The 26944-nt window shown below is 65.8% G+C and carries 24 protein-coding genes; 13 read left to right on the top strand and 11 right to left on the bottom strand.

Annotated elements, in window-relative coordinates; genetic code table 11:
- Positions 1-132 precede the first annotated feature (132 nt).
- From GW587_RS02620 to GW587_RS02605, 4 genes are all read left to right on the top strand, one after another.
- Positions 133-1998 (top strand): phosphoenolpyruvate carboxykinase (GTP), encoded by a 1866-nt coding sequence (locus GW587_RS02620; RefSeq protein WP_166098172.1) that lies wholly within the window; start codon positions 133-135, stop codon positions 1996-1998.
- 235 nt (positions 1999-2233) lie between these two features.
- Positions 2234-3439, top strand: coding sequence for an IS110 family RNA-guided transposase (locus GW587_RS02615; protein ID WP_166098170.1), 1206 nt, complete (start codon positions 2234-2236; stop codon positions 3437-3439).
- Positions 3440-3598: 159 nt separating this feature from the next.
- Complete coding sequence (locus GW587_RS02610) at positions 3599-4216, top strand: TetR/AcrR family transcriptional regulator (RefSeq protein WP_166098168.1); 618 nt, start codon at positions 3599-3601, stop codon at positions 4214-4216.
- Positions 4217-4406: 190 nt separating this feature from the next.
- Positions 4407-5048 carry an HAD hydrolase-like protein gene (locus GW587_RS02605; protein WP_166098165.1) on the top strand — a complete coding sequence of 214 codons (642 nt, stop codon included), beginning with the start codon at positions 4407-4409 and terminating at the stop codon, positions 5046-5048.
- Here GW587_RS02605 and GW587_RS02600 read toward each other — a convergent pair.
- Positions 5017-6450 carry an aldehyde dehydrogenase family protein gene (locus GW587_RS02600; protein ID WP_166098163.1) on the bottom strand — a complete coding sequence of 478 codons (1434 nt, stop codon included), beginning with the start codon at positions 6448-6450 and terminating at the stop codon, positions 5017-5019. The genes GW587_RS02605 and GW587_RS02600 overlap by 32 nt on opposite strands.
- Before the next feature lie 206 nt (positions 6451-6656).
- Between GW587_RS02600 and GW587_RS02595 the strand changes: the two genes are divergently transcribed.
- Positions 6657-8465: a DUF885 domain-containing protein gene (locus GW587_RS02595; RefSeq protein WP_166098160.1), complete on the top strand. Its 1809-nt coding sequence runs from the start codon at positions 6657-6659 to the stop codon at positions 8463-8465.
- Here GW587_RS02595 and GW587_RS02590 read toward each other — a convergent pair.
- The 3 genes from GW587_RS02590 to uvrA are packed head-to-tail and all read right to left on the bottom strand — an operon-like array spanning position 8449 to position 13092.
- Positions 8449-9342, bottom strand: a complete 894-nt coding sequence (locus GW587_RS02590; RefSeq protein WP_166098157.1) for a hypothetical protein — start codon at positions 9340-9342, stop codon at positions 8449-8451. The genes GW587_RS02595 and GW587_RS02590 overlap by 17 nt on opposite strands.
- The gene (locus GW587_RS02585) at positions 9339-10238 is read right to left on the bottom strand and encodes an AraC family transcriptional regulator (protein ID WP_166098155.1); all 900 of its coding nucleotides are present in this window, start codon (positions 10236-10238) and stop codon (positions 9339-9341) included. Before GW587_RS02585 ends, GW587_RS02590 begins: the two co-directional genes overlap by 4 nt.
- A 7-nt stretch (positions 10239-10245) precedes the next feature.
- Positions 10246-13092 carry an excinuclease ABC subunit UvrA gene (gene uvrA, locus GW587_RS02580; RefSeq protein WP_166098153.1) on the bottom strand — a complete coding sequence of 949 codons (2847 nt, stop codon included), beginning with the start codon at positions 13090-13092 and terminating at the stop codon, positions 10246-10248.
- Between the two features lie 253 nt (positions 13093-13345).
- Between uvrA and ssb the strand changes: the two genes are divergently transcribed.
- Together ssb and GW587_RS02570 are read left to right on the top strand one after the other, a co-directional pair.
- The gene (gene ssb, locus GW587_RS02575) at positions 13346-13855 is read left to right on the top strand and encodes a single-stranded DNA-binding protein (protein ID WP_166098151.1); all 510 of its coding nucleotides are present in this window, start codon (positions 13346-13348) and stop codon (positions 13853-13855) included.
- Between the two features lie 172 nt (positions 13856-14027).
- A complete protein-coding gene (locus tag GW587_RS02570) occupies positions 14028-16151 on the top strand; it encodes a putative bifunctional diguanylate cyclase/phosphodiesterase (RefSeq protein ID WP_207393309.1) in 2124 nt (707 codons plus the stop codon).
- Between the two features lie 8 nt (positions 16152-16159).
- Here the strand turns inward: GW587_RS02570 and GW587_RS02565 are convergent, their stop codons facing one another.
- Positions 16160-16744, bottom strand: coding sequence for a hypothetical protein (locus tag GW587_RS02565; protein ID WP_166098148.1), 585 nt, complete (start codon positions 16742-16744; stop codon positions 16160-16162).
- Between the two features lie 238 nt (positions 16745-16982).
- Here GW587_RS02565 and grxC point away from each other — a divergent pair, with 238 nt between their 5' ends.
- Positions 16983-17231 (top strand): glutaredoxin 3, encoded by a 249-nt coding sequence (gene grxC, locus GW587_RS02560; RefSeq protein ID WP_166098146.1) that lies wholly within the window; start codon positions 16983-16985, stop codon positions 17229-17231.
- Between the two features lie 26 nt (positions 17232-17257).
- Here the strand turns inward: grxC and GW587_RS02555 are convergent, their stop codons facing one another.
- Genes GW587_RS02555 through GW587_RS02540 form a run of 4 tightly spaced genes read right to left on the bottom strand, consistent with a single transcriptional unit; the run spans position 17258 to position 20067 of the window.
- Positions 17258-17473: a DUF2783 domain-containing protein gene (locus tag GW587_RS02555; RefSeq protein ID WP_166098143.1), complete on the bottom strand. Its 216-nt coding sequence runs from the start codon at positions 17471-17473 to the stop codon at positions 17258-17260.
- Positions 17451-18476, bottom strand: a complete 1026-nt coding sequence (locus tag GW587_RS02550) for a GlxA family transcriptional regulator (RefSeq protein ID WP_166098140.1) — start codon at positions 18474-18476, stop codon at positions 17451-17453. Before GW587_RS02550 ends, GW587_RS02555 begins: the two co-directional genes overlap by 23 nt.
- Positions 18477-18497: 21 nt before the next feature.
- On the bottom strand, positions 18498-18827 hold the full coding sequence (locus GW587_RS02545; RefSeq protein WP_166098137.1) for a CzcE family metal-binding protein: 330 nt from the start codon (positions 18825-18827) through the stop codon (positions 18498-18500).
- Between the two features lie 34 nt (positions 18828-18861).
- On the bottom strand, positions 18862-20067 hold the full coding sequence (locus GW587_RS02540; RefSeq protein WP_371875534.1) for an MFS transporter: 1206 nt from the start codon (positions 20065-20067) through the stop codon (positions 18862-18864).
- A gap of 111 nt (positions 20068-20178) precedes the next feature.
- Between GW587_RS02540 and GW587_RS02535 the strand changes: the two genes are divergently transcribed.
- The gene (locus GW587_RS02535) at positions 20179-21102 is read left to right on the top strand and encodes a LysR family transcriptional regulator (protein ID WP_166098135.1); all 924 of its coding nucleotides are present in this window, start codon (positions 20179-20181) and stop codon (positions 21100-21102) included.
- Here the strand turns inward: GW587_RS02535 and mug are convergent.
- The gene (gene mug, locus GW587_RS02530) at positions 21086-21592 is read right to left on the bottom strand and encodes a G/U mismatch-specific DNA glycosylase (protein ID WP_166098132.1); all 507 of its coding nucleotides are present in this window, start codon (positions 21590-21592) and stop codon (positions 21086-21088) included. The two genes, GW587_RS02535 and mug, sit on opposite strands and share 17 nt — an antisense overlap.
- A gap of 185 nt (positions 21593-21777) precedes the next feature.
- On the opposite strand from mug, the gene GW587_RS02525 reads away from it, so the two are divergent.
- The 4 genes from GW587_RS02525 to GW587_RS02510 are packed head-to-tail and all read left to right on the top strand — an operon-like array spanning position 21778 to position 26655.
- On the top strand, positions 21778-23217 hold the full coding sequence (locus GW587_RS02525; protein ID WP_166098129.1) for an efflux transporter outer membrane subunit: 1440 nt from the start codon (positions 21778-21780) through the stop codon (positions 23215-23217).
- A 5-nt stretch (positions 23218-23222) separates the two neighbouring features.
- Positions 23223-24443 (top strand): HlyD family secretion protein, encoded by a 1221-nt coding sequence (locus GW587_RS02520; RefSeq protein WP_166098126.1) that lies wholly within the window; start codon positions 23223-23225, stop codon positions 24441-24443.
- A 1-nt stretch (position 24444) separates the two neighbouring features.
- Positions 24445-25974: an MFS transporter gene (locus tag GW587_RS02515; protein WP_166098124.1), complete on the top strand. Its 1530-nt coding sequence runs from the start codon at positions 24445-24447 to the stop codon at positions 25972-25974.
- 48 nt (positions 25975-26022) lie between these two features.
- Positions 26023-26655 (top strand): hypothetical protein, encoded by a 633-nt coding sequence (locus GW587_RS02510; RefSeq protein WP_166098122.1) that lies wholly within the window; start codon positions 26023-26025, stop codon positions 26653-26655.
- Here the strand turns inward: GW587_RS02510 and GW587_RS02505 are convergent.
- A complete protein-coding gene (locus GW587_RS02505; RefSeq protein WP_166098119.1) occupies positions 26637-26939 on the bottom strand; it encodes a DUF3817 domain-containing protein in 303 nt (100 codons plus the stop codon). The genes GW587_RS02510 and GW587_RS02505 overlap by 19 nt on opposite strands.
- Positions 26940-26944: the final 5 nt, after the last annotated feature.

The following is a 26944-nucleotide window of genomic DNA, read 5'->3' as shown; positions in this document are numbered from 1 at the left end:
GCCCGACGACCAGATCCGGGCCCAGCAAGACCGCCGTATCCGCCGATCCATTTCGAATGGAATTCCGAGCGCTAGCCAAAAGCTGACGACGATCCTGCCGCGACAGAATTCTTAATTAGCATTGGAGGCACCATGAATCAGCCCGTTATGGGTGGCGTTGCGACATTGAACGTCCCAGCTTACATCAAACAGCAAAAACTGATCAATTGGGTGGCGGAAATCGCCGCCCTGACCAAACCGGACCGCATCCACTGGTGCGACGGCTCGCAGGAGGAATACGACCGCCTGTGCGCGGAAATGGTTGCCGCCGGCACCATGAAAAAGCTGAACCAGGAAAAGCGTCCGAACTCCTACCTGGCCTGCTCCGACCCGACCGACGTCGCGCGCGTCGAAGACCGCACCTACATCTGCTCCAGCACCAAGGAACAGGCCGGCCCGACCAACAACTGGATGGACCCGGCGGAAATGCGCGCCACGCTGAACCCGCTGTTCGACGGCTGCATGGTCGGCCGCACGATGTACGTGGTGCCGTTCTCGATGGGCCCGCTCGGTTCGCCGATCGCACACATCGGCGTCGAGTTGTCGGACTCGCCATACGTCGCGGTCAACATGCGCATCATGACGCGCATGGGCAAGGCCGTGTACGACGTGCTGGGCACGGACGGCGAATTCGTGCCGTGCGTGCACACCGTCGGCGCGCCGCTGACAGCCGGCCGGAAAGACGTGGCATGGCCATGCAACCCGACCAAGTACATCGTGCACTATCCCGAGACGCGCGAAATCTGGTCGTTCGGTTCCGGCTACGGCGGCAACGCGCTGCTGGGCAAGAAATGCTTCGCGCTGCGCATCGCCTCGAACATGGGCCACCAGGACGCGCAGATCGACGGCAAGGGCTGGCTGGCCGAACACATGCTGATCCTCGGCGTGGAATCGCCGCAAGGCAAGAAGCACTACATCGCGGCGGCCTTCCCATCGGCCTGCGGCAAGACCAACTTCGCCATGCTGATCCCGCCGGCCAGCTTCGACGGCTGGAAGATCACCACCATCGGCGACGACATCGCCTGGATCAAGCCGGGCGCCGACGGCCGCCTGTACGCGATCAACCCGGAAGCGGGCTACTTCGGCGTCGCCCCGGGCACCAACGAAAAGACCAACTTCAACTGCATGGCCTCGCTGCGCGAGAACACCATCTTCACCAACGTCGCGCTGACCGACGACGGCGACGTCTGGTGGGAAGGCCTGAGCAAGCAGGCGCCGGCGCACCTGATCGACTGGCAGGGCAAGGACTGGACCCCGGCCTCGGGCACCAAGGCGGCGCATCCGAACGCCCGCTTCACCGTGGCGGCGACGCAGAACCCGGTGATCGACGCGGCGTGGGACGACCCGGCCGGCGTGCCGATCTCGGCCTTCATCTTCGGCGGCCGCCGTTCGACCACGGTGCCGCTGGTGACCGAGGCGCGCAACTGGACCGAAGGCGTGTACATGGCCGCGACCATGGGCTCCGAGACCACCGCCGCGGCAGCCGGCCAGCAGGGCGTGGTGCGCCGCGACCCGTTCGCGATGCTGCCGTTCATCGGCTACAACATGAGCGACTACTTCCAGCACTGGCTGAACCTGGGCGAGAAGATCGGCCAGGCCAACCCGGCCGCGCTGCCGAAGGTGTACTGCGTCAACTGGTTCCGCACCGACGAGCAGGGTCACTTCGTCTGGCCTGGTTTCGGCGACAATATGCGCGTGCTGAAGTGGATGCTGGAACGCATCGAAGGCACGGCCGGCGGCATCGAAAACATCTTCGGCACCACACCGCGCTTCGGCGACCTGAAGTGGGACGGCATCCCGTTCTCGCCGGAGGAGTTCGAGACGATCACCTCGATCGACAAGGATGCCTGGCGTGAAGAGCTGGTCTTGCACGAAGAACTGTTCACCAAGCTGGCCTACCACCTGCCGGCCGAGCTGAAGGCCGTCAAGGCCGAGCTTGAGAAGCGTCTGGCGAAATAACCCCGTTACTATATACAGACCTTGATCCTCAAGGTTTTGGCCAGCCAAGTTCGGCATGATTGTTGCCCCCAGTCGCCCATGATCCGGGGGGTGTTGTCACCGAACTTGGTGGGTGGCTGGTGATCGCTGATAGGGACTTGGTCCAGAGGGAATCCTGAGGCCATCCGTAACGTGGATGCCGAGACCTGCTGCCGTAAGTTGTTGGCCATTACAACCTCTTGTAGCGGGAGGTCGCATGGACGCGATTGAACATTACGATGCTGTAGATGTCTTTATTGGAGTTGACGTCGGCAAGGGAGAACACCATGCCCTTGCACTGAGCAGAGCTGGCAAACGTTTGTTCGATAAGGCGATGCCAAATGACGAAACGAGGCTGCGATCGCTGATTTCCAGCCTCAAGGAACACGGCAAGCTACTGCTGGTCGTTGACCAGCCTACAACCATCGGAGCATTGCCGGTGACCGTCGCCAGAGCCGAGGGTATCCTGGTGGCATATCTCCCCGGCCTTGCCATGCGCCGAATTGCGGATCTGCACGCTGGCGAAGCCAAGACCGATGCACGAGACGCCGCCATCATCGCCGAAGCGGCACGCTCAATGCCGCATGCACTGCGCTCACTTCGTCTCGATGATGAGCAGTTGGCGGAGCTGACCATGCTGTGCGGTTTTGACGATGATCTGGCCGATCAGATTACCCAGACAAGTAACCGAATTCGCGGACTACTGACACAAATCCATCCAGCGCTGGAGCGCGTTATTGGCCCGCGACTTGATCACCCGGCTGTACTGGACCTGCTACAACGGCATCCATCACCGGCGAGCCTTGCCGCCACCAGCGAAAAGAGCCTTGCGAACAAACTGAGCAAGCTCGCCCCTCGAATGGGTAAAAGCTTAGCCCATGAAGTTTTCCTGGCACTTTCCGAGCAAACGGTGATTGTGCCAGGAACAAACGCCGCAACAATTGTCTTGCCGCGCCTGGCGCACCAGCTCGCGGCACTGCGCCGTCAGCGCGACGAGGTCGCCCAAGAGGTTGAACGGCTGGTGCAAGTACACCCTCTTTACTCAGTCCTGACCAGCATGCCAGGAGTCGGCGTCAGGACCGCTGCCCGACTCCTTACAGAGGTCGCCGCAAAAGCGTTTGCCTCTGCTGCTCACCTCGCGGCCTATGCTGGGCTGGCGCCAGTTACCCGTCGTTCCGGCTCCTCGATTCGCGGCGAGCATCCATCGAGACGAGGCAATAAAGTGCTCAAGCGAGCGTTGTTCCTGTCGGCCTTTGCCGCACTCCGGGACCCAGTGTCGCGGGCTTACTATGCCCGAAAGATCAGCCAAGGCAAACGGCACAACCAAGCACTGATCGCTCTCGCAAGGCGGCGCTGCGACGTGATGTACGCCATGATGCGAGACGGGACACTTTATTGCCCTGCACCTCTCGCAACTGCTTGACGAAGTGCATAGGGACACCCCTCGGTGTCAGTGCCGACATTCGGACACAGGCTCAACCGTAATGCACCACTACGGTTGAGCCTGTGTCCGAATGTCGGCACTGACACCGGGGGTTTTTTTTTGCTTGTTATTTCGCACAGGTGTGCTAAAGTTCGATCCATGGACACCCTGACCGCAAAAAGCGAGGCGACTTACGCCACCATCATCGAGGCCGCGCTGCGGATGGCGGCCGCCGAGGGCATCGGCAAGCTGTCGCTCGGCGAGCTGGCCAAGCGCACCGGTATCAGCAAAAGCGGCGTGTTTTCCCGCGTCGGCTCGCTGGAGTCCTTGCAGTCCGCCGTGCTCGATGAATACGACCGCCGCTTTGCGCAGGAAGTGTTCCTGCCGTCGCTGCAACTGCCCAGGGGCTTGCCGCGCTTGATGGCCATGGTCGGCGCCTGGTCGCGGCGCGCCGCCGACGAGGGCCTGCGCAACGCCTGCCTCTACAGCGCCGGCGCCTTCGAGTTCGACGACCAGCACGGCCCGCTGCGCGACCGTCTGCAACAAGGCGCCGTGGCATGGCGCGCGTCGCTGCGCAAGACCATCCTGCAGGCGGTGGAGCTGGGCCAGCTGCGCCCCGATACCGACGCCGCCCAACTGGTTTACGAAATCAGCAGCCTGGTTGTGGGACTGGTCCACGATAGCCGGTTCCTGCACGACGAGCATGCCGGCCGCCACATGCTGCGCGCCTTCAACCGACTGATCTCGACCTACAAAAGCTTCAACGATCCTGAGTAATCGCGCCGCCCTGCGTGCGCGGTCCGTTTCAATTAATTTCGCACATGTGTGCGAAAATCGGAGGGCATCATGACTGTTTTACTATTACTGATTCCGGTAGGCTTGTACTTTGCGTCGCGCAGCAGCTTGTGGTGTATCCTGCGCTCGCTGCCCCGAAGTAACGAGGACTTCGTCATTTTCTGAGGATCGTTTGAACCGCAAGCTCATCATCTTTGATTTCGACGGGACGCTGGCCGACACGCTGCCGGTGTTCCTGCGCTTGTTCGACGAGGCCGCCGACAAGTACGGCTTCAAGCGCCTGGACCGCGACCGCCAGCAGGCGCTGCGCGCGCTGGACGCGCGGCAGATGATGGCGATCCACGAGGTGCCGTTGTGGAAGGTGCCGGCCATCGCCACCTTCATGCGCTCCGGCATGGCGCGCAGCGTCACCGACATCCGTTTGTTCGGCGGCATCGAGGATGTGCTGCGCGAGCTGAAGGCGCGCGGCGTCGAGCTGACCATCGTCAGCTCCAATTCGCGCAGCAACGTGGTCAAGACGCTGGGCCCGGACATCGCTTCCCTGTTCAGCCAGTGCGAATGCGGCGCCGCGCTGTTCGGCAAGCTGCCCAAGATCCGCAAGGTGCTGGCCGCCAGCGGCGTCGCGCCTGAGCATGCGATGCTGATCGGCGACGAGATCCGCGACGCCAAGGTCGCCGCCGAAGCCGGCGTCGATTTCGGCGCCGTGGCCTGGGGCTACAACCACGTCGACGCGCTGATCGCGGAACAGCCGGCGCGAGTGTTCCGCCAGGTCGACGAACTGCTTAGCGGTATTGCGCCGTTTCGCCCAGAATAGCCTTGGTCTCCAGGTAGGAATCGAGGCCGTACGGGCCGAATTCGCGCCCGATGCCCGATTGCTTGAAGCCGCCGAACGGCGCGTTCAGATCCCAGTGGATGCCGTTGATGTGCACCCGGCCGGCCACCAGTTGTTCGGCCACGCGGTTGGCGCGCGCCAGATCGGTCGAACTGACGTAGGCTTGCAGGCCGTATGGCGTGTCGTTGGCCATCGCGATCGCTTCTTCTTCGCTGCGGTAGGTCAGGATCGACAGCACCGGGCCGAAGATCTCTTCCCTGGCGATGGTCATGTGCGGCGTGACGCACGCGAACACGGTCGGCTTGACGAAGTGGCCGGCCTCCAGCCCCGGCGGCTTGCCCAGGCCGCCGGTCACCAGCTCGGCGCCTTCCTCGATGCCCTTGGCGATGTAGCCCTGCACGCGCTCATATTGTTTTTGCGTGACGATCGGCCCCAGCGCCACCGCCGGATCGCGCGGATCGCCGACCAGCACCGCCTCCGCCGCCATCTTGGCCAGCAGCTTGACCTCTTCCAGCCGGTGCTCGGGCACCAGCAGCCGCGTGCCGGCGATGCAGGCCTGGCCGTTGTTCATGAAGCAGGCCGCCACCGCGTTCGGGATCGCGCGCTCGAAATCGGCGTCGTCGAGGATCACGTTGGCGCTCTTGCCGCCCAGTTCCAGCGCGATGCGCTTCATGCTGTCGACGCCGAGGCGGGCGATGGTCTTGCCGACCGGCGTGGAGCCGGTGAAGGAAATCTTGGTGACGTCGGGATGCACGCTCAACTCCGCACCCACCACGTCGCCGCGTCCATTGACGATGTTGACCACGCCCGGCGGCAGCTTCGCTTCGTGGATGGCCTCGGCCAGGATCTGGTTCTGCCGCGCGCTCAATTCGCTGGGCTTGACCACCACCGTGCAGCCGGCCGCGATCGCGGCGGCCACCTTGTTGGCGACGAACCAGGCGCTGGAATTCCACGGCGTGATGACGCCGACCACGCCCATCGGCTCCAGCACCACCTTCGATACGCCGATGGTCCTGGTGAATTCGTGCTGCTGCATCACCGTCCTGACATCGAGGAACATGGCGGCGGTGTATTGCGAGCGGCCGGCGCTGGTGTTGACCGGGCCGCCATATTCCTCGACCAGCGCGGCGGTGGCCTGCTCGGCGCGCGCCAGCACCGCGTCGTGCAGCCGTTGCAGGATGGCGCCGCGTTCGGCCTTGCTGCTGCGGGAGAAGGCGGGGAAGGCCGCCTTGGCGGCGGCGACGGCGCGGCGCGCGTCCTCCACGTCGCCCAGGCGCACCTGGCCGTCCACCCGGCCGGTGGTCGGATTGACCAGGTCCAGCACCTCGCTGCCGTGCGGCGTGACGAACTGGCCGTTGATGTAGATTTTATCGATGATGTGCATGACTGCTCCTCGTTGGTTGATGTAGCCATTCTAGGGATCGGCGCGCCGGCGCGTCAGAGGGGTTTCTGCCGCATGTTTGCCTGATCCTGCCTGTCGCGGGATTTTGCGTTTCATGCCGGGCTTTCGGCGTTTGGTCTGAATCGCCCGGCGCCGCGCGCGTCCTTTGATTACAGTGCATGCTCGACACTTTTTATGGATAGGCCGACATGAACACCACCACCCGCATCGGCGCCGCCAGCGCCCTGTTGTTCTCACTGATCCTGGGCGCGGCCCATGCCGCCGATACCGCCCCCGACCTGGAGGGCCGCCGCGCGGCGCTGAACACGCTGATCAAGGAGCAATGGGAATACACCATGCGCACCAGCCCCGAATGGGCGTCGCTGATGGGCGACAAACGCTACAACGACAAGTGGTCCGACTTTTCGCAGGCCGGCATCGATGCCGACCTGAAGGCCAGCGCCGATTTCCTCAAGCGCTTCGAAGCGATCGACACCGCCGGCTTCCCGCTGCAGGAGCAGCTGAACCGCGAGCTGATGCTGCGCCAGCTGCGTCAGACCATCGACGGCGCGCGTTTCAAGGATTGGGAGATGCCGCTGGCGCAAAACTCCGGCATCCACATCGACGGGCCGATGATCATCTCGGCGCTGAACTTCGAGACGGTCAAGGATTACGAGGACTACATCAAGCGCCTGCACGCGCTGCCCAAGCTGTTCGAGCAGACCCGCGTGCAGATGGAGAAGGGTGTGCACGACAAGCTGATGCCGCCGCAGTTCCTGATTCCGAAGATCGTCAAGCAGTGCGAGGATGTGGCGGCGATGAAGCCGGCCGACTCGCCCTACGCCGAGCCGCTGAAGAAATTCCCGAAAGATTTCTCGGCCGCCGACAAGGCGCGCTTGAGCAAGGCGATCCTGGCGGCGGTGAAGAACGACGTGGCGCCGGCGTACAAGAAGCTGGCCATCTACACCGGCGGCAAATACCTTCCGCACGGCCGCAAGGACGTGGGCATGTGGTCGCTGCCCGACGGCGCGGCGCGCTACGCCTACAAGGCCAAGTCGTCGACCACCACCGACATGACGCCGGAAGAGATCCATCAACTGGGCCTGGCTGAAGTGGCGCGCATCGAGGGCCAGATGCTGGCGACCGCGCAGAAGCTGGGCTACCAGGATCTGAAGTCGTTCAACAAGGCCGTGGCCGACAACCCGGCGCTGCATCCGACATCGCGCCAGGAGATCATCGACCTGTATCAGAAATACACGGACCAGATGTACACCCAGCTGTCCAACCAGTTCGGCGTGCTGCCGAAGGGGAAGGTGGAGATCAAGCCGGTCGAGGAGTTCCGCGAGAAGGGCGCGTCGGCGGCGGCTTACATGCCCGGTTCGCCGGACGGCAAGCGTCCGGGCCGGGTGATGGTCAACACCGGCGATTTCGAGCACCGCTCCACCATCGACATCGAAACCACGGCGCTGCATGAAGGCGTGCCGGGCCACCACATGCAGCTGACCATCGCGCAGGAGATCGAAGGCTTGCCGACCTTCCGCCAGCAGGGCAACTACACCGCCTACGCCGAAGGCTGGGCCTTGTACTCGGAGCGTCTGGGCGAGGAGCTGGGCTTCTATAAAGACCCTTACAGCTACTACGGCCATTTGCAGGACGAGATGCTGCGCGCGATCCGGCTGGTGGTGGACACCGGCCTGCACTACAAGCAGTGGAACCGCCAGCAGGTGGTGGACTTCTTCCACGACCATTCCGGCATCGAGGAAGTGGAAGTACAGAGCGAGACCGACCGCTACATCGTGTGGCCGGGGCAGGCGCTGGGCTACAAGATCGGCCAGCTGAAGATCCTGGCGCTGCGCGACTACGCCCGCAAGGAGTTGGGCACCGGCTTCGACATTCGCCGCTTCCACGACCAGGTGCTGGGCGCCGGCGCGCTGCCGATGGATGTGCTGGAAACCCACGTCAAGGAGTGGGTGGCCGTCGAGAAAGCGAAGCAGACGCGCGTCACCGCTGCGCAGTAACCCTGCTCAGGTCTATCCTGGTGATCCACCAGGCCCGGGCCTGGAAGCTGAAGTCGAGGGCGTCCACCGCGACCACCTTGCCTTCGGCGCTAGGCGCCTGGGCCACCTTCGGCAACGGGCGCAGGCCTTCTTCGCCGGGGGCGTGGCCGTAGTAGACCGAGCGCAGGGCGTCGAGCGCCTGCAGCAATCTCGGATCGTCCTTGCGCATGCCGGCGCAGCTGCCGTATTCGTCGCACACCTGCACCGGGAAGGCGATGAAGCGCGTGGCGCGTTCCATCGCGTCCTCGTTGCCGAGGTAGTGGAACACCCAGGACGCGGTGTCGGGCAGGTCGCTGGCGTTGGCCAGCACCGCTTCGTTCTCGCGCTGGATCTCCTGCCGCATCGTGGTACCGTTGGCGAAGCGCACGTCGTCGACGCGCCAGCCGCCTGGCACCCGGACCAGCTGGTACGTCAGCCGCCGCGCATACGCCTCGCCGTGTTCCGGGTAGACGTTGAAGTTCACCTCGACCGCGTCGTCGCCGGTGCGCTCGGCCTTGAAGCCGGATTTTTCGAAGTCGAGACCCGGGCCGGTTTCCTGCGTATCGAGGAATACGTCGCCATCGGCGCCATAACCGCAGATCTCGTCGCCGCGCGCCAGGCTGTCGCACAGATGGCTGTTGGCGGTGACCAGCGATTCCAGTTCCTGCGAGTAGAAGCCGGCCGGCATCTGGCTGGCCTGCCTGACCTCGGGCCGCGACAGGTGGTCCTTGTAGACATTGGTGATCAGGTCGAGCTGCTGCTGTTTCTCCGACCAGGCCTTGTCGGCCAGCAGCCCCATGGCGGCGATGGCGAACAGCGCGAGGCCCGCCGGCAGCAAGTGTGTTTTGTTGAGCTTCATGGCGTGCGTAGTTTTTTCATGTCCTGCATCGGCGGCGCGCCGAACAGGCGCCGGTACTCGCGGCTGAATTGCGACTGGCTTTCGTAGCCGACCCTGTAGGCGGCGGTCGAGGCGTCGATATCGCCTTGCAGCAGCAGGTTGCGCGCCTGTTGCAGCCGCAGCTGCTTCTGGTACTGCATCGGCCCCATCGTGGTGACCGCCTTGAAGCGGTGGTGCAGCGACGAGACGCTCATATTGGTGGCCTGCGCCAGATCCTCGACCTTGACCGGCTCGGCGTAGTGCTGCTTGAGCCAGGCGATGGCCTTGCCGATGCCGCGATCCTGCTGATCGAGCACGATGTTCTGGTACAGCTGGCGGCCGTTGGCGCCGGTCAGCAGGCGGTAGATGATCTCGCGCTTCAGGCCCACCGCCAGGAACGCCGCCTCCGGCGCCGGGGCGTCGAGCAGGCGCACCAGCTTGTACAAGGCTTCCTGCAACGGCGCGTCGGAACGGCCGATGAAGGCGCCGCGCACCGGTTCAGGGGCTTCCATCGACAGTCGCGCCTCCAGCACCACGGCGGCGATTTCCTGCGGATCGAGTTCGAGGTTGAGCAACAGGTAGGGCTGGTCGGACGAGGCGACGACGACATGGCCGGCGGCCGGCAGATCCACCGACACCACCAGGTATTCGCCGGGTCCGTAGTCCAGCACCTCGGCCGCCAGGTGCAGCCGCTTGCTCCCTTGCAGGATCATGCAGCACGACGGCTTGAGCACGCCCCGCGTGACCGGCGTCGGCTGCGAGGCGTGCAGCAGCGACAGGAAGGGGATCGCCGTCGCCACCCTGCCGTCGCGCCGCACATGATGCTGCACGATGTCGATCATCTGATCGAGCGGCGAGGGCGTGGCGTCCCGTTTCATGATGGCTCTACTTCAACAGCGGCGCCAGATACTTGCCGGTGACGCTGGCCGGGTTCTTGGCCACATCCTCCGGCGTGCCGGCGGCGATGATCTTGCCGCCGCCCGCGCCGCCTTCCGGCCCCAGGTCCACGATCCAGTCGGCGGTCTTGATGACGTCCAGATTGTGCTCGATGATGACCAACGTGTTGCCCTGGTCGCGCAGGCGGTGGATCACCTTCAGCAGCAGGTCGATGTCGTGGAAGTGCAGGCCGGTGGTCGGCTCGTCCAGGATGTACAGCGTGCGGCCGGTGTCGCGCTTGGACAGCTCCAGCGACAGCTTGACGCGCTGCGCCTCGCCGCCCGACAGCGTGGTCGCGCTCTGGCCCAGCTTGATGTAGCCCAGGCCCACGTCCAGCAGCGTATGCAGCTTGCGTGCGATCAGCGGCACCGGCTTGAAGAACTCGTGCGCGTCTTCGACCGTCATGTCGAGGATCTCGGTGATGTTCTTGCCCTTGTAGTGGACTTCCAGCGTTTCGCGGTTGTAGCGCTTGCCGTGGCAGACGTCGCACGGCACGTAGACGTCCGGCAGGAAGTGCATCTCGACCTTGATCACGCCGTCGCCCTGGCACGCTTCGCAGCGGCCGCCCTTGACGTTGAACGAGAAGCGCCCGGCGCTGTAGCCGCGTTCCTTGGCGGTCGGCACGGTCGCGAACAGGTCGCGGATCGGCGTGAACAGGCCGGTGTAGGTGGCCGGATTCGAGCGCGGGGTGCGGCCGATCGGCGCCTGGTCGACCGCGATCACCTTGTCGAAGTGTTCCAGGCCGCTGATGGTATCGTGCGGCGATGGCTCGGTCTGCGAACCGTACAGGTGGCGCGACAGCGCCGGATACAGCGTGTCGTTGATCAGCGAGGACTTGCCGGAGCCGGAGACGCCGGTCACGCAGGTCATCAGGCCGACCGGCAGGTGCAGGTTGACCTTCTTCAGGTTGTTGCCGGTGGCGCCGGTGATGACCAGCTGCTTGTCCTCGTCGGCGACATGGCGCTTCTTCGGCACCGCGATCTTCAGCGTGCCTTTCAGGTACTGGGCCGTCAGCGAATTCTTGTTCTTCAGGATTTCCTGCAGCGTGCCCTGGGCGATGATGTCGCCGCCGTGCACGCCCGCGCCCTTGCCCATGTCGACGATGTAGTCGGCGGTGCGGATCGCGTCCTCGTCGTGCTCCACCACCAGCACGCTGTTGCCGATGTCGCGCAGGTGCTTCAGCGTTTCGATCAGGCGGTCGTTGTCGCGCTGGTGCAGGCCGATCGACGGCTCATCCAGCACGTACATCACGCCGGTCAGGCCGGAGCCGATCTGCGACGCCAGGCGGATGCGCTGCGCCTCGCCGCCCGACAGCGTGTCGGCGCTGCGGTCCAGCGACAGGTAATCGAGGCCGACGTTGTTGAGGAACTGCAGCCGCGAGATGATTTCCTTGACCACGCGGTCGGCGATCTCCTTCTTCGCGCCCTTCAGTTTCAGCTGCTCGAAGAACGACAGGGTATCGCGCAGCGGCTTCTCGGAGATCTCGTAGATCGCCTTCTCCTGCTTGCCGGTGCCGACCTTGACGTAGCGCGCCTCGATGCGCAGGCGAGCGCCTTCGCACGACGGGCACTTCTTCTCGTTGATGAACTTCGCCAGCTCCTCCTTGACCGCCATCGAATCGGTCTCGCGGTAGCGGCGCGACAGATTGGTGACCACGCCTTCGAAGGCGTGTTCCTTGACCACGGCGCGGCCGCGCTCATTGACGTAGGTGAACGGGATATTGGTCTTGCCCGAACCGTGCAGGATCACTTCCTGCGCGGTCTTCGGCAACTGCTCGTACGGCAGGTCGAGGTCGAACTCATAGTAGGCCGCGAGGTTCGACAGCATCTGGAAGTAGAACTGGTTGCGGCGGTCCCACCCCTTGACCGCGCCGGAGGCCAGCGACAGGTTGGGGAAGGCGACGATGCGCTTCGGATCGAAGAACTCGATGTGACCGAGGCCGTCGCATTCCGGGCAGGCGCCCATCGGGTTATTGAACGAGAACAGCCGCGGTTCCAGCTCCTGCAGCGAATAGCCGCACTCGTTGCAGGCGAACTTGCTGGAGTAGACGTGCTCCGCGCCGCCGTCCATTTCCAGCGCCACGGCGCGGCCGTCGGCCAGGCGCAGCGCGGTCTCGAAGCTTTCGGCCAGGCGCTGCTTGATGTCGGCGCTGACCTTGACGCGGTCGATCACCACGTCGATGGTGTGCTTCTCGGTTTTCTTCAGCTTCGGCAGGTCGTCGACCTCGTAGATCTTGGCGTCGTGGGTGCCGCTCTGGACGCGGAAGCGCACGAAGCCCTGCGCCTGCATCTGTTCGAACAGATCGGAGTGCTCGCCCTTGCGGTTGGCGACCACCGGGGCCAGGATCATCAGCTTGGTCTCGTCCGGCATGGCCAGCACCGCGTCGACCATCTGCGACACGGTCTGCGCGGCCAGCGCGTTGTCCGGGTGGTTGATGCAGTAGGGCGTGCCGACGCGCGCGTACAGCAGGCGCAGGTAATCGTGGATCTCGGTCACGGTGCCCACCGTGGAACGCGGATTGTGCGAGGTGGCTTTCTGCTCGATCGAGATGGCCGGCGACAGGCCTTCGATCAGGTCGACGTCGGGCTTTTCCATCAGCTGCAGGAACTGGCGGGCGTAGGCCGACAGCGATTCCACATAGCGGCGCTGGCCCTCGGCGTACAGCGTATCGAAAGCGAGCGACGATTTGCCGGAGCCGGACAGCCCGGTAATCACGATCAGCTTGTTGCGCGGCAGGTCGAGATTGATGTTTTTGAGATTGTGCGTGCGTGCGCCGCGGATGCGGATGTATTCCATTGATTTTGGCCTCTAGAGTCAACCCGTCACTATAGCCGGGTTTGATTACTTGCGCCGAGCTTGATCTGCATCGTGTTCGCGGCGCTTGACACTGTATATAATACCAGTATTCTCTTGCGTCGGTTCAACTCGGCGCAGAACGCGACAGGTGGGGACGACTACGGAATTTGCCAGTCCCGGCGGTGTATAATCGTCGTTTCGCATTGATCAACCGCCCGCCACGCGCGGCCGCCGTTACTCAGGAGTTTTATACATGGCATCAGTCAACAAAGTCATCATCGTCGGCAATCTGGGTCGCGATCCGGAAATTCGCTACATGCCCAGCGGTGACGCGATCGCCAACATCGCGGTGGCGACATCGTACAAATCGAAGGACCGCAACACCGGCGAGCAGAAAGAGCTGACCGAGTGGCACCGCATTTCGTTCTTCGGCCGCCTGGCGGAAATCGTCGGCCAGTACCTGAAGAAGGGTTCGTCGGTCTACGTCGAAGGCCGTCTGCAGACCCGCAAGTACACCGACAAGGACGGCGTAGAGAAGTACGCGACCGACATCATCGCCGAGCAGATGCAAATGCTGGGTGGCCGTCAAGGCATGGGTGAAGGCGGCGGCATGGACGACGGCGGCTACGATTCGGCGCCGCAACAGCAGCAACGCCCTGCGCCGGCCCCGCGCCCGCAGATGGCCGCACCGGCCCCGGCGCCACGCCCGGCCCCGCGCCCGGCGCCGAACTTCTCGGATATGGATGACGACATTCCGTTCTAAGGCGTCCGCGTCGTAGGGAAGGTACAAAACCCCGCAACTTTCCGAGTTGTGGGGTTTTTTCATTGGTGGTTTCCATAGAGTATCTATAGATCGCCGCGTCGGGATTACTTGACGCATGGAAACTATGACGCCAGACTGAGATGCTTCCCCGTATCGATGTCCGACCACCGCCATGACCCAGATTATTGCCAATTCCGATTTGATGTATCGCGTTCTGGTCGAAGGCGTGCTCGACTACGCGATTTACATGCTGACGCCGGACGGCGTCGTGGCCAACTGGAATCCCGGCGCGCAACGCGCCAAAGGTTACACGGCCGATGAGATCGTCGGCCAACATTATTCGCGCTTCTACACCGCCGATGCGATGGCGGCCGGCGTCCCCGAGCGCAACCTGGCGACCGCCCGCGAACAGGGCCGGTTCGAGGATGAAGGCCTGCGGCTGCGCAAGGACGGCACCACCTTCTGGGCCAGCGTCGTGATCGATGCGATCCACGGCCCGGATGGCGAGCTGGTCGGATTCGCCAAGATCACCCGCGACGTCACCGAGCGGCGCCGCCAGGAAAGCAAGCTGCTGGAGGCGAAGGAACTGGCGGAGCGCTACAGCCAGCAGATGGCGTCGCTGTCGCGTTTCCTCGATTCGGTCATTTCCAACATCCCGGCCAGCGTGCTGGCCCAGGATTGCGGCAGCAAACAGATCCTGCTCGCCAACCAGCAGGCGCAACAACTGTTCCATGGCGCGCCGATCGACATGGCGGGCCAGGCGCTGCGCGACTGCCTGCATCCCGGGGTGGCGGCGTATATCGACGCGCAATTCGCGCAGGGCCGGCTGGGGGCCGACATGGCGCCGCAGGAGAGCGAGGCGGTGACGGCGCTCGGGCCGCGCATGCTGCGCAGCCGGACGGTGCGCGGCAGCCGCCCGGATGGCGAGGGCGACTACATGTTGCTGATCAGCGAAGACGTGACCGAGCAACTGGCCGCCTACGCGCAGATCCATCACATGGCCCAGCACGACGGCCTGACCAACCTGCCCAACCGGGCGTTCTTCCACCAGCGGCTGGAAGCGGCCTTGAAAGCCGACGGCGCCAGCCGCAGCATGACGGCCATCCTCTGTCTCGACCTCGACAACTTCAAGAACGTCAACGATGCGCTGGGCCACGCCTACGGCGACAAGCTGTTGCTGGAACTGGCCAAGCGCCTGCAAAAACACTTGCGCGGACACGACACGCTGGCGCGTCTGGGCGGCGACGAATTCGCCGTGGTGTCGCCGGGGCTGCGCAGCCTGGACGAGGCGAAGCGGCTGGCCGAGCGCCTGATCGATGCGGTGGCGCCGGCGTTTGTCATCGACGAGCACAGTTTCACGGTGGGGTTGAGCATCGGCATCGCCTCGTCCAACGCCGGCAGCACGGCGGAGGAATTGCTGCGCTTCGGCGACATGGCGCTGTACGAAGCCAAGCGCAATGGGCGCAATCGGCATGAGGTGTTCCGGCCCGAGCTGGAGGAGGCGGCGCGCGTCCGCCGCCAGACCGAAGCCGACTTGCGTTGCGCGCTGCATCTGGGCCAGATCGAGATGCACTACCAGCCCATCGTCGACAAGCAGGGCCGGCGCATTTCCGGCTACGAGGCGCTGATGCGCTGGAACCATCCCGCCCGCGGCCAGGTGTCGCCGCTCGACTTCATTCCGCTGGCCGAGGAGACCGGCTTGATCCATGAACTGGGCGAGCGCGCGCTGAATCTGGCCTGCCAGCAGGCGATGACCTGGGTCGACGGCGAATCGGTGGCGGTGAATCTGTCGCCGGTGCAGTTCAACCATCCCGGCCTGGTCGACATCGTCGCGCTGGCGCTGGCCGATTCGGGCCTGCCGCCGGGGTGTCTGGAGCTGGAAATCACCGAGTCGGTGCTGCTGGAAAACAGCAGCGACAACGTCAAGACGCTGCGCGCGCTCAAGGCACTGGGGGTGGGCATCTCGCTGGACGATTTCGGCACCGGGTATTCCTCGCTCAGCTATCTGCGCTCCTTCCCGTTCGACCGCATCAAGATCGACCGGTCCTTCGTCCGCGACCTGGGCGAGAGCCGGGAGGCGCTGGCCATCGTGCGGGCGATCACCGGCTTGAGCAACAGCCTGCTGATCAAGACCACCGCCGAAGGCGTCGAGACGCAAGAACAGCTGGCGCGGCTTCAGGCCGAGGGCTGCACGCACTTCCAGGGCTTCCTGTTCGGCCGGCCGGAGCCGGCGCAGCAGCGCCTGCGCCGGGTCGTCGCCGTCGTCGAGCGCGACGCCACGCCGATCGCGGGCTGAGCGCGCGCTTATTTCTGTTTGTCCGGGCGCGCCAGGATGGCGTTGATGGTTTTGAGTTCCCGCTCGCCGGCCTTGTTCAGCAGGCTCTGGTGGGCGCGCCCCAGTTCGGCGTAGTGGGCGATCTCCGGCGTGACCGCGCCGCGCCGCGCCAGGCCGTAGGCGGCCAGCGCGGTCAGCACGCACATCGTCAGCGTGAAGGCGATGTAGCCGCCCAGCCACAGGCCGGTCCTGCCCATGCTGCGGTTCAGCGCGCGGCGCACCTGGTCGGCTTCGGCGCTCAGCGCGGCGACGGTGTGGGTCAGTTCATCGACCGCGGCGGCGGCCGCCTGCGCCGCCGCGCGGCCGGCTTCCTGGCCCACCGCGCCGGCGATGCTGCCGGCCCGGGCTTCGATCCGCGCCGCTTCGGCGATCTTGGCGTCGATCTGGGTCAGGCTGGTGTTGGCCAGCCGCAGCAGCTTGTCGCAGCCGGCGACCTGGCGCGAGAAATTGCCGACGTCCTGGTGGAAGCGTTCGACCTCGGTCTTGTGGGCGTCGAGCTTGTCGTGCAGCGTGTCGAACAGTTCACTTTGGGCGCTGCGGTCGTGGTCGGTCATCGTAGTCGGCACAGGCGAATGGACGGAACCCTATTGTAAAGTGCGCCGTCCCGCTGTGGATACTGGGCGGCATGTTTTTACCGTCACCGCGCCGGCGCGCATGCCCATCGGCGCGAATGGTGGACTGTGTCTTGTCGGATGCGACGCAAAAGCAAAAAGCTGAGAAGCGCGGGCATGCCAACCGGCGTCGGGCGCGGTCATACTGGCAGCCATGGCTTTACTCATCGAGGAGAACGTTATGGTCACCATCTACACCAGCCCCAGCTGCGCCTACTGCGCGATGGCGAAACGCTTGCTGGCGCAAAAGGGCGTCGTCGCCACTGAAATCGATATCGCCGCCGACGCCGGCGGCATGGCGGACATGATGCGCCGCAGCGGCCGCCGCACGGTGCCGCAGGTATTCATCGGCGAGCGCCACGTCGGCGGCTACGACGACCTGGCGCGGCTCGAGCGCGAAGGCGGACTGGACGCGGCGCTGGCGGCCTGAGCCTCGGCGCCTCCAGCCCCGGCGCCTCAGCGCGCCGGCGCCACCGGCAGCGCGCGCTCGACGTTGACCCGCGCCAGCGCGAACGCCTGCCGCAACACCTTCATGTCGCCGATGTGGTTGGACAGCAGCAGCACCAGCTGCGCGTCCAGCATCTTGCTTTGCTGGGCGTCGAGGTGTTGGTGCGACTCGTCCAGCATCTCGTAAAAGGTCTCGTAGTCGTCAAGATTCTGATGCAGTTTCATAGATCCCCCTGTTTGCGTGAAACATAAAATGGGTGCCCGCTGCGCGCGCCGGCGGCCGGTGGCGTTCGCGGTAGCGCATCGGCGTGGTGTCGAGCTGGCGCGTGAAAATCATCCGCATCTGCGTCGCGCTGTGGAAGCCGCTGCGATAGGCGACCGTCTTCATCGGCAGGTCGGTCTCCTCCAGCAGCTTGCGGGAAAAATCGATGCGCACCTGGTCGACGAACACCGACGGCGTCACCCGCGCGTGCTTGGCGAAGGCGCGCGAAAACGTGCGCCGGCTGACCCCGACCGCGTCGGCGATCTGTTCGATGCTGAGCGCGTCGCTGATGTGGTCGGTAACGTACTTGAACACCTTGCTCACCAGCGATTCCTCCTGCGGCACCACGGCCAGATACGGGCTGTATTGCGACTGCCCGCCGTCGCGCCGCATCGGCACGATCAGGCGCTTGGCGACCTTCACCGCCAGTTCCTGGCCCCAGTCCTCGGCCACCAGCGCCAGGCACAGGTCGATGCCCGAGCTGACGCCGCCGCTGGTGAACAGCTCGCCGTCGCGGACGAAGATCTTGTCCGGCCGCACCCTGGCGGCGGGGAATTGCGCGGCCAGCCGTTCGGCGTGGTCCCAGTGCGTGGTGACCTCGCGGCCTTCCAGCAGTCCGGCGTGCCCCAGCAGGAACACGCCGTTGCAGACCGCGCCGAAGCGGGCCGCGCCTTGCGCCTGCCGGCGCAACCATCCGATGAGCGCCGGCGCCGGCGTGTACTCGGCGAAGCGGGGGCCGCCGGCCACCAGCAGCAGGTCGCTGGCCGCGTCCGCGTGCAGGTAGTCGGCATGCACCTGGAACGCCATGCCGCTGGAGGTGGTGACCGCGCCCGGATGCGCGCCGACCAGGGTCACGTCGTAGCGATCCTTTTCGGCGAGGAATTGATTCGCTTCGGCGAACACATCCATCGGGCCCGCCACGTCCAGCGCCTGGACCCCATCCAGCACAAGCAAAGTCAGCTTCATCGGATTTCTCCCTGGCGAGGATTAGCGGTAGGTCGGGTCCGCCGCGACGTAGACCGTCACGCCGTCCGCGTGCAGTTCCTTGGGCAGGATGGCGGCCAGCGGCAGCGCGCCTTCCTGCTGGTACATCTGGAAGTTCCAGGTGAACGCCTGGCCTTCGACGTTGAAGGTGACGGTCTGGCCGTTGACGACGTTGACGTACTTCATGCCCGGCTTGACCTCGACCACTTGCTGGGCGGCGCTGGCCGGCGCGCTGGCGCCGTAGATTTTCGGGTTGAGCGCGGCGGCGTCGGCGTTCAGGGCGAAGCCGGAGGCGGCGACGGCGAGGGCGATAAGTGCTTGGGTGGCTTTCATGTTGATGCTCCTTGAGAGTGGTGGGATACTGCGTTTATCCTTGCCGGCGCGGAGTGCCCAGCAGATGGATTCCTGAGGCGATGACGCCGAGGGCGACACCGAAAGCGGCGATACCGGTCCAGCCGAAGCGCGTCATCAGCCAGCCGCTGATGGCCACGCCCACGGCGCCGCCGGAAAAAGTCGCCGTCATATAGAGGCTGTTGATGCGGCCCTGCGCGGCCGGATCGACGGCGAAGGCGCGGGTTTGGTTGGCGACCAGGCCGGCCTGGACGCCGATGTCGAGCACGATCACGCCGAGCACCAGCAAGACCAGCGAGGACTCGGCGCCCGCCAGCAGCAGGTAGGCCAGCGTGACGATGCCGATGCTGGCGCCGATCACGGTGCGGAAGCCGAGGCGGTCGGTGGCGCGGCCGCCGGCCGAGGCGGCCAGCGCGCCGGCGGCGCCGATCAGGCCGAAGCCGCCGGCCCAGGCGCTGCTCAGGTGCCAAGGGCCGTCGGCCAGCAGCGCGGCCAGGTTGACCCAGAAGGCGTTGAAGCAGGCCCACAGCAGCGCCTGGATCATCATCGATTGCTGGATCGGCTGATGGTCGCGGGCCAGCGGCCACAGCGAGGCCAGCAGCTTGGGATACGAGAGTTTGCTGGTCGGCACGCCGCGCGGCAGCAGTGTGGCGGCGGCGATGAACACCGGAATCATGAATGCGGCTTCGAGCGCGTACACCGCGCGCCAGCCGTAGGCGGCGCCGACCACGCCGCTGACGGTGCGGCCCAGCAGGATGCCGACCATGATGCCGCTGACCACCGCGCCGACGTTGCGGCCGCGCTCGGCCGGCGCCGACATCACGGCGGCGAACGGCACCAGTTGCTGCGGCACGCAGCTGACGATGCCGAGGCCGAACGAGACCGCGATCAGCGGCCAGATGCCGGGCGCGGCGCCGGCGCCGGCGGCGAACACGAAGGCCAGCGCGATCTGCGTCAGCACCAGCTTGCGGCGGTCGAAGCGGTCGCCCAGCGGCAGCAGCAGCGCCAGCCCGGTGGCGAAGCCGAGCAGCGCGGCGCCGGCCACCAGGTCGACGGTGGTGACGCCGACCTGCAAATCCGTCGCGATCAGCGGCAAAATCGGCTGGGTGCAGTAGATGTTGGTGATCACGGCGCCGGCGATGACCGCCATCATCAGGATCTTGCCGCGCGAGGCCAGCGGCTGGGTGTCGATCGCTGCGGCGGTGGTGGGTAGGCTGCTCACGGCGCGCTCCTTGGGTTGGTGGGAAAGCTCATGGACCAAGTGTAGGAGCTTGCACCTGCAAAGAGAATCCCTTAAGATCGAGAATCATTCTCCCAATTATTGAGATAGTTTATGGACCGTCTGGAATCCATGTCCATTCTGCTGGCGGTGGTCGACGCCGGCAGCCTGTCGGCGGCGGCGCGGCGGCTGGCCATGCCGCTGCCGACCGTCAGCCGCAAGGTGGCGGAGCTGGAGGCGCATCTGAACACGCGGCTGTTGCATCGCACCACGCGGCAGCTGTCGCTGACCGAGGCGGGGGCGTCCTACGTCGCCAGTTGCCGCCGCATCCTGGAGGAGATCGGCGAGGCCGAGCGCATCGTCACCGGCGAGTACGCCACGCCCAAGGGCGAGCTGGTGGTCACCGCGCCGGTCTTGTTCGGCCGGCTGCACATCCTGCCGGTGGTGGCGGAATTTCTCGCGGCGTATCCGCAGATCGACGTCCGGCTGGTGTTCACCGACCGGGTGGTGCATCTGATGGACGAGCAGATCGATGTTGCGGTGCGCATCGGCGAGCTGCCCGACAGCAGCATGATGGCGACCGGCGTCGGCGCGGTGCGGCGGGTGGTGTGCGGCAGCCCGGCGTACCTGGCCGCGCATGGCGTGCCGGCCAGGCCGCAGGATCTGGCGGCGCACGATTGCATCAGTTTCGAGGTGCTGGAATCCAAGCGCGCCTGGGTGTTCGGCAGCGGCAAGGCGGAGCTGTCGGTGCCGGTGCGGTCGCGGGTGGCGGTGAACATGTCGGAGGCCGCCATCGCCGCCGCGATCCTCGGCGTCGGGCTGGTGCGGGTGCTGTCCTATCAGGTGGCCGACGCGGTGCGGGAGCGCAAGCTCGGCGTGGTGCTGGAGGCGTTCGAGTCGGCGCCGTTGCCGGTCAGCCTGGTGCACAAGGGCCAGGCGCCGCTGCCGCTGAAATTGCGCGCCTTCCTCGACTTCGTCGCGCCGCGTTTGCGCCAGCGCACCGCGCAGGCGCTCACCACCCTCACAGCGAGCGTTTGAGCGCCGCATAGGCTTCGACCAGCCGCTCCAGCGGGAAGCCGCGATTGAGTCCGCTGGGATTGGGCAGGATCCATACCCGCGCGCCGCCCAGGCGCTCGGCCTGCTCGCCCCATTCCACCTGCCGCTTGCCGGTGATCCCCTGATACGCCGCCTTGCCCAGGAAGGCGATGCACCGCGGCCGATACCACTCCAGCTTGTCCAGCAACGCCGACGCCGCGCGGGCGAACTCCTCGCCGAGGATTTCATCCGCGCCGCGCGTCGGCCGGGCCACGGCCACCGTCAGCCCCAAACCGTAGCCGAGCACGCTGCGGTCGTCGCGCGGCGCGATCAGCTGCGGCGTGAAGCCGGCCAGATGCAGCACCGGCCAGAAGCGGTTGCCCCGGCCGAGAAAATGGTGCCCCGCCGCCGCCGCGTCGACGCCGGGATTGATGCCGCAAAACACGACCTGCAAGCCGTGATCGAGGATGTCGGGTAACGATTCTTGCTGCACGATTTCCGCCCTATGCGTGTGGCCAAAGCCGCAAGTATGTCAAGCCGCACAACGCTATTCAAGGCATTGGCCCAAAACCGCTGCCGATTGGCCGCCAGCTGCTGCTGCCGGCGATTCTATTTACTAATGTACTAAATCATACTGAGTCATCGATGCGGCAACGCCGCAAATCATCAGGAGGAAGTATGAGCACAACACCGATATTCCGTCGCGCCGCCCTGGCGGCCGCAGTGGCCCTGGCCGCCGGCTGCGCCAGTGACGCCGGGCTCAAGCCGCAAGCCCGCATGCGCGACGCGGACCAGTTGCAAGCCACCGCGACCCTGGCGCGCGCGCAGGTCTCGCCGGCCGCCTGGCCGGCGCGCGACTGGTGGCGCCGCTACAGCGATCCGCAACTCGACCGGCTGGTCGACGAGGCGCTGGCCGCCAGCCCGAGCATGCGCATCGCCGAGGCGCGGGTGCGTCAGGCGGCCGCCGCCGCCGGCATCGCCGGCGCCGCCTTGTCGCCGCAGGTGACCGGCGCGGCGCGCAGCAACCGCGTCGCCTACAGCGAGAACAGCAACGTGCCCAAGCCGCTGGCCGGTTCGTGGAAGTGGAGCAACGAGGCCAGCCTGAACTTCTCGCACGAGTTGGATTTCTGGGGCAAGAATCAGGCGACGCTGGATGCGGCGATGGGACGCGAAAAAGCGGCCGAAGTCGAGGTGGAAGCGGCGCGGCTGGTGCTGACGGTGGGCATCACCCAGACCTATCTGCGGCTGTCGCAGCTGTACGCGCAGCGCGACTTGGGCGAGGACGTGCTGCGCCAGCGCCGGCAAGTGCTGGAGCTGACCGAGCGGCGCGTGGCGGCCAGCATCGATTCGCAGGCCGATCTGAAACAGGCGCAGCTGGCGATCCCGCTGGCGCGCACCGAGCTCGCCACCGCCGACGAGGCGATCGCGCTGGTGCGGGCGCAACTGGCGGCGCTGCTGGGCGCCGGCCCGGATCGCGGCGCGGCCATCGAGCGGCCGCAGTTGAAGCTGGCGCGTCCCGCCGCCGTGCCGGCGATGCTGCCGAGCGTGCTGCTGGCGCGCCGTCCGGACGTGGTGGCGCAGCGCTGGCGCGTCGAGTCGCTGGGCCGCGATATCGATGCGGCCAAGGCGCAGTTCTATCCTAGCATCAACCTCAACGGCTTGATCGGCCTGCAAAGCCTGGGCTTCAGCCATCTGCTGCAAGGCGGCAGCATGATCGCCGGGGCCGGCGCCGGCCTGAGCCTGCCGATCTTCGACGGCGGCCGGCTGCGCGGCAACCTGGCCTTGCGCAACGCCGACTATGACGTCGCGGTCGAGGCCTACAACCAGACGCTGATCGAAGCGCTGCGCGATGTGGTGAGCCAGCTGGTGTCGATCGAATGGCTGGGCGAGCGCGGCACCTTGCAGGCGCAGGCGCTGGAGACGGCGCAGCAGGCCTACGACTTGTCGCTGCGGCGCTACCGCTCCGGCGTCGGCAACTATCTGCAGGTGCTGGCGTCGCAGATCCAGGTGCTGCAACAGCAGCGCGCGCAAATCGATCTCGACACGCGCGCCTTCGATCTCGACATGCAATTGGCGCGCGCGCTCGGCGGCGGCTATTCCACTCCTTCTTCGCGGTGATCATCATGACTCAAACCAACAACAAAACCTTTTACGCACGCAACGCCTTGCTCGCGGCGCTGGTGGTCGGCGCGGCAGGTGCCGCCTGGATCATGCTGGCGCCCGACGGTCAACAAGCCACCGAGGACGCCTATGTCGACGGCAACGTGGTGCAGCTGACGCCCCAAGTGTCCGGTAGCGTGACGGAGGTCGGCGCCGACAACACCGAGTTCGTGCGCGCCGGTCAGGTGCTGGTGCAGCTGAATCCGGTGGACGCGCGGCTGGCGCTGGCGCGCGCCGAGGCGCAGTTGTCGAAGGCGGTGCGGCAGGTGCGGGCGCAGTTCGCCAACGCCGGCCAGTTCCGCGCCAACGTCGCGCTGCGCGCGGCCGATCTGGCGCGCGCCGAGGCCGATCTGGCCCGGCGCCGCGGCCTGGCCGACAGCGGGGCGATTTCCGGCGAGGACATCCATCACGCCGAGGACGCGGTCAAGACCGCGCGCGCGGCGCTCGACGTAGCCGGGCAGCAGTTGGCCGGCGCCGGCGCGCTGGTCGACCAGACCGGCGTCGGCAGCCATCCCGAGGTGCTTGCCGCCGTGGCGCAGCTGCGCGAGGCGTATATCGCTTCGGCGCGCACCACCTTGCGGGCGCCGGTGTCGGGGCTGGTCGCCAAGCGCAATGTGCAGCTTGGGCAGCGCGTCAACGCCGGCACGGCGCTGATGGCGATCGTGCCGCCGGAGCAGATGTGGGTCAACGCCAACTTCAAGGAGTCGCAGTTGCGCGAGATCCGCATCGGCCAGCCGGTGGTGCTGTCGGCCGATGTCTACGGCAAGGCGGTGCGCTACAGCGGCCGCGTGATCGGGCAGGACGCCGGCACCGGCAGCGCCTTCGCCCTGCTGCCGGCGCAGAACGCCACCGGCAACTGGATCAAGGTGGTGCAACGGGTGCCGATCCGCATCGCGCTCGATCCGGCGCAGCTGGCGGCGCATCCGCTCAAGCTGGGCTTGTCGATGCACGTCGCGGTGGACATCGCCGACCGCAGCGGCGCGGTGGCGATGCGGACCGTCTCCACCCGGCCGGCCTACGCCACCGACGTCTTCGATCGCGAGCTCGACCAGGCCGACCAGCTGGCCGAACGCATCGTCGCCGCCAACAGCGGCATAGCCATCCCTGCCGGCGGTGGCGGCGGTGCGGGGCGCGAAGGCGCCAGCGTTGGCGGCCATGACCGCGCTGCTGCGAGGAATAACTAACATGAGCGCGCCCAAACATCCGCATGAAACCGGCCTGCTGATCTGCATCTTCCTGCTGAACGCCATCGAGTTCCTGCAAGGCGGCATGATCACCTTCGCCTCCGGCCCGATCCTCGGCGAGATCGGCGCCTCGCCCGAGGAATTCACCTTCGCCACGGCGGTGTACGCGGTGGTGGCGATCGCGGCGATCTCCAAGCAGCGCTGGATCATCGAGCGCATCGGCTGGCGCGGCTTCGTGCAGGCGTCGGTGGTGGTATTCGTCATCGGCGCGGCGCTGTGCGCCAGCAGCGACTCCTTCCCGCAATACCTGGGCGGCCGCGTCGTGATGGGCCTCGGCGGCGGCCCCTTCCTGACCAGCGCGCGCCTGATCGTGCAACTGATCCCGCCAAGCCCGCGACGTTTTCGCGGCATCCTCGCCTTCGCCGGCGGGCTCGCCATCGGCAACGGCTCGGCGCCCTTGCTGGCCTCGCTCGCGGTGTCGCACGGCGACTGGTCGGGGATCTTCGTGCTGCTGGCGGCGATGGCGATCCTGGCCGCCGTCGTCGCCAGCTTCACGCTGCCGAACCAGCTGGTGCCGGCGGAAAAGCGCAGCCAGGCGCATCCGCTGATGACGCTGGTCATGATGGGCGGCGCCTTCCTGATCCTGTACGCGCTGCTGCGCGCCTCCTACGATTTCTATGCGGACGCGATGCCGCTGGTGCTGGCGGTGCTGGTCGGCGCCGGCGCGCTGCTGTATTTCGCGATGCATCAGCACGGCCATGAGCGGCCGCTGCTGGTGATGAAGCGCTTGATGATTCCGCGCTACCTGACCGGCATGGCGGTGTTCACGCTGGGCTACATGGTGCTGGGCGCGAACAACTACATGCTGCCGGTGCTGATGCAGGGCGGCCTCGGCTTCCCGTGGGAGGTGATCGGTCAGGTGCAGACCGCCGGCCTGATCGTCGCCGCGCCGACCTTCGCCGTCATGGCGATGATCTTGAAGAAGAACCAGTCGGCAAAGAAGTTCTACGTCACCGGCTTTACTTTCCTGACCTTGTCGGGACTGGTGCTGATGCGCTTGAATCCCGAAGCCGGCTTGTGGAGCGACGTCTGGCCGGGGATCGCGATCTACGGCGCTTTCATCACGCCGGTGATGGTGACCACGGCTTTGCATTCGTTCATGGATTTGCAGGGTGATGAGGTGGCGTTCGCCAACGGGCAGCAGCTGAAGAATATGCTGTCGCAGTTCGGCGTCTCGCTGGGCATCGCCGGGGCGGCGCTAGGCTTGCAGTGGCGCAGCAGCGAGCATCTTTCGGTGCTGTTGCAACGCTTCAACGGCGACGACGCGGCGTTCAGCCATGCGGCGGGGCAGTTGGGCGAGCAGTTCGCGTCCAGCCACGGCGCGCAGGCGCCGATGGCGGCGATCGCCAGCCTGGCGCAACAGCTGAACCAACAGGCGGTGCTGCTGTCCAGCCTGGACTACTTCGGTTTCCTGGTGGCGCTCGGCGTGGCCGGCGCGCTGCTGATGATGGCGCAGCGGGTTTTGAAATAAAAAGGCTGTGCATTCCCCATCCGCGTCCCCGACGATTTGCTGGTTGAAATGGGGAAGTTTACCGGTCTTCATTGGAATGACTCGTTCGGGATGGAGCCGTATGTCTGCGAAGCGCTCCGCAACTATATGAAGCCGGCGCCCCCGCCACAGAAGCAGGCGGCGGTGGCGCCGTCCGAGTCCGGCTACCAATGGAAGGAGGTGTTTCTGCCCGAAGGCACCAGGCTGCGCGCCAGCTTCGACCATCGGCAGTATTTCGCCGTGGAGGGAGCGGCGATCAAATATGGCGAGCATGCCATCTCGCCGTCGTGCTTTGCCAATCTGTTCGGCAGCGGCAACCGCAATGCTTGGAAGGCCGTGTGGCTACGTCTGCCCGGAAGCGATGCGTGGTTGCTGGCCGATGTGTGCCGGGCGGCGCGCAAGGCCGCGATAGCGCGGCTGATGGAAGGAGCGGCGGACCGGCGCGGCCAGCCGCCACGACCCCAGGCAAGCGCCGGAGGCGCCAATGATGGCACGCGCGTCCGGGCCGAACGGCCGCCTGCGCCGCCCCAACCCGGGCCGCGCGCAACGGGTGCGGCGACCGAAAACGGCGCCCAGCGCAACAAAGGCTCTGGACGCAGCGCCCGCCACAAGCGCCGTGCGGCGAAGCGCAAAAGCGATGCCTTTCACTCGCCGGAAAGATGACTGATCCAGCGCGCGGTGGCGAATCCGCCGAAGGGTAGCAACGGACTGAACACCAGCCGCAGGATTTGCGCGCCGCGCCACATCTTCAGGGTCGTCATCGCCAACACCACCCACATGTACAGCAGCCACAGCACGCCGTGCAGTGCGCCGATCGTGGTCACTGCGCCGCCGTAGCCGGCGAAGTACTTCACCGGTAAGGCGACGCCAAGCAGCGCGACGAAGCTCGCCGCCTGCGCCGCCGACAGCACGGCCAGCAGTTTGAGATATCTTGGATCGCGTTCCATGCTGG

Source organism: Duganella aceris (assembly GCF_011090165.1).
In the GTDB taxonomy this organism is placed as follows: domain Bacteria; phylum Pseudomonadota; class Gammaproteobacteria; order Burkholderiales; family Burkholderiaceae_D; genus Rugamonas; species Rugamonas aceris.
Note: the sequence above shows the minus strand (reverse complement) of the source record. Positions and strands in the feature narration are given on the sequence as shown.

What these genes read in the sequence shown, in the direction of transcription:
- GW587_RS02570 (WP_207393309.1), top strand. Translation starts at nt 14,028, where the DNA reads ATGACCCAGATTATTGCCAATTCCGATTTGATGTATCGCGTTCTGGTC.
- GW587_RS02585 (WP_166098155.1), bottom strand. Translation starts at nt 10,238, where the DNA reads ATGAAACGGGACGCCACGCCCTCGCCGCTCGATCAGATGATCGACATC.
- GW587_RS02545 (WP_166098137.1), bottom strand. Translation starts at nt 18,827, where the DNA reads ATGAAAGCCACCCAAGCACTTATCGCCCTCGCCGTCGCCGCCTCCGGC.
- GW587_RS02600 (WP_166098163.1), bottom strand. Translation starts at nt 6,450, where the DNA reads ATGCACATCATCGATAAAATCTACATCAACGGCCAGTTCGTCACGCCG.
- GW587_RS02615 (WP_166098170.1), top strand. Translation starts at nt 2,234, where the DNA reads ATGGACGCGATTGAACATTACGATGCTGTAGATGTCTTTATTGGAGTT.
- GW587_RS02555 (WP_166098143.1), bottom strand. Translation starts at nt 17,473, where the DNA reads ATGAAACTGCATCAGAATCTTGACGACTACGAGACCTTTTACGAGATG.
- GW587_RS02510 (WP_166098122.1), top strand. Translation starts at nt 26,023, where the DNA reads ATGGGGAAGTTTACCGGTCTTCATTGGAATGACTCGTTCGGGATGGAG.
- GW587_RS02590 (WP_166098157.1), bottom strand. Translation starts at nt 9,342, where the DNA reads ATGAAGCTCAACAAAACACACTTGCTGCCGGCGGGCCTCGCGCTGTTC.
- GW587_RS02610 (WP_166098168.1), top strand. Translation starts at nt 3,599, where the DNA reads ATGGACACCCTGACCGCAAAAAGCGAGGCGACTTACGCCACCATCATC.
- GW587_RS02505 (WP_166098119.1), bottom strand. Translation starts at nt 26,939, where the DNA reads ATGGAACGCGATCCAAGATATCTCAAACTGCTGGCCGTGCTGTCGGCG.
- GW587_RS02520 (WP_166098126.1), top strand. Translation starts at nt 23,223, where the DNA reads ATGACTCAAACCAACAACAAAACCTTTTACGCACGCAACGCCTTGCTC.
- ssb (WP_166098151.1), top strand. Translation starts at nt 13,346, where the DNA reads ATGGCATCAGTCAACAAAGTCATCATCGTCGGCAATCTGGGTCGCGAT.
- GW587_RS02620 (WP_166098172.1), top strand. Translation starts at nt 133, where the DNA reads ATGAATCAGCCCGTTATGGGTGGCGTTGCGACATTGAACGTCCCAGCT.
- GW587_RS02515 (WP_166098124.1), top strand. Translation starts at nt 24,445, where the DNA reads ATGAGCGCGCCCAAACATCCGCATGAAACCGGCCTGCTGATCTGCATC.
- uvrA (WP_166098153.1), bottom strand. Translation starts at nt 13,092, where the DNA reads ATGGAATACATCCGCATCCGCGGCGCACGCACGCACAATCTCAAAAAC.
- GW587_RS02565 (WP_166098148.1), bottom strand. Translation starts at nt 16,744, where the DNA reads ATGACCGACCACGACCGCAGCGCCCAAAGTGAACTGTTCGACACGCTG.
- GW587_RS02550 (WP_166098140.1), bottom strand. Translation starts at nt 18,476, where the DNA reads ATGAAGCTGACTTTGCTTGTGCTGGATGGGGTCCAGGCGCTGGACGTG.
- GW587_RS02525 (WP_166098129.1), top strand. Translation starts at nt 21,778, where the DNA reads ATGAGCACAACACCGATATTCCGTCGCGCCGCCCTGGCGGCCGCAGTG.
- GW587_RS02595 (WP_166098160.1), top strand. Translation starts at nt 6,657, where the DNA reads ATGAACACCACCACCCGCATCGGCGCCGCCAGCGCCCTGTTGTTCTCA.
- grxC (WP_166098146.1), top strand. Translation starts at nt 16,983, where the DNA reads ATGGTCACCATCTACACCAGCCCCAGCTGCGCCTACTGCGCGATGGCG.
- GW587_RS02535 (WP_166098135.1), top strand. Translation starts at nt 20,179, where the DNA reads ATGGACCGTCTGGAATCCATGTCCATTCTGCTGGCGGTGGTCGACGCC.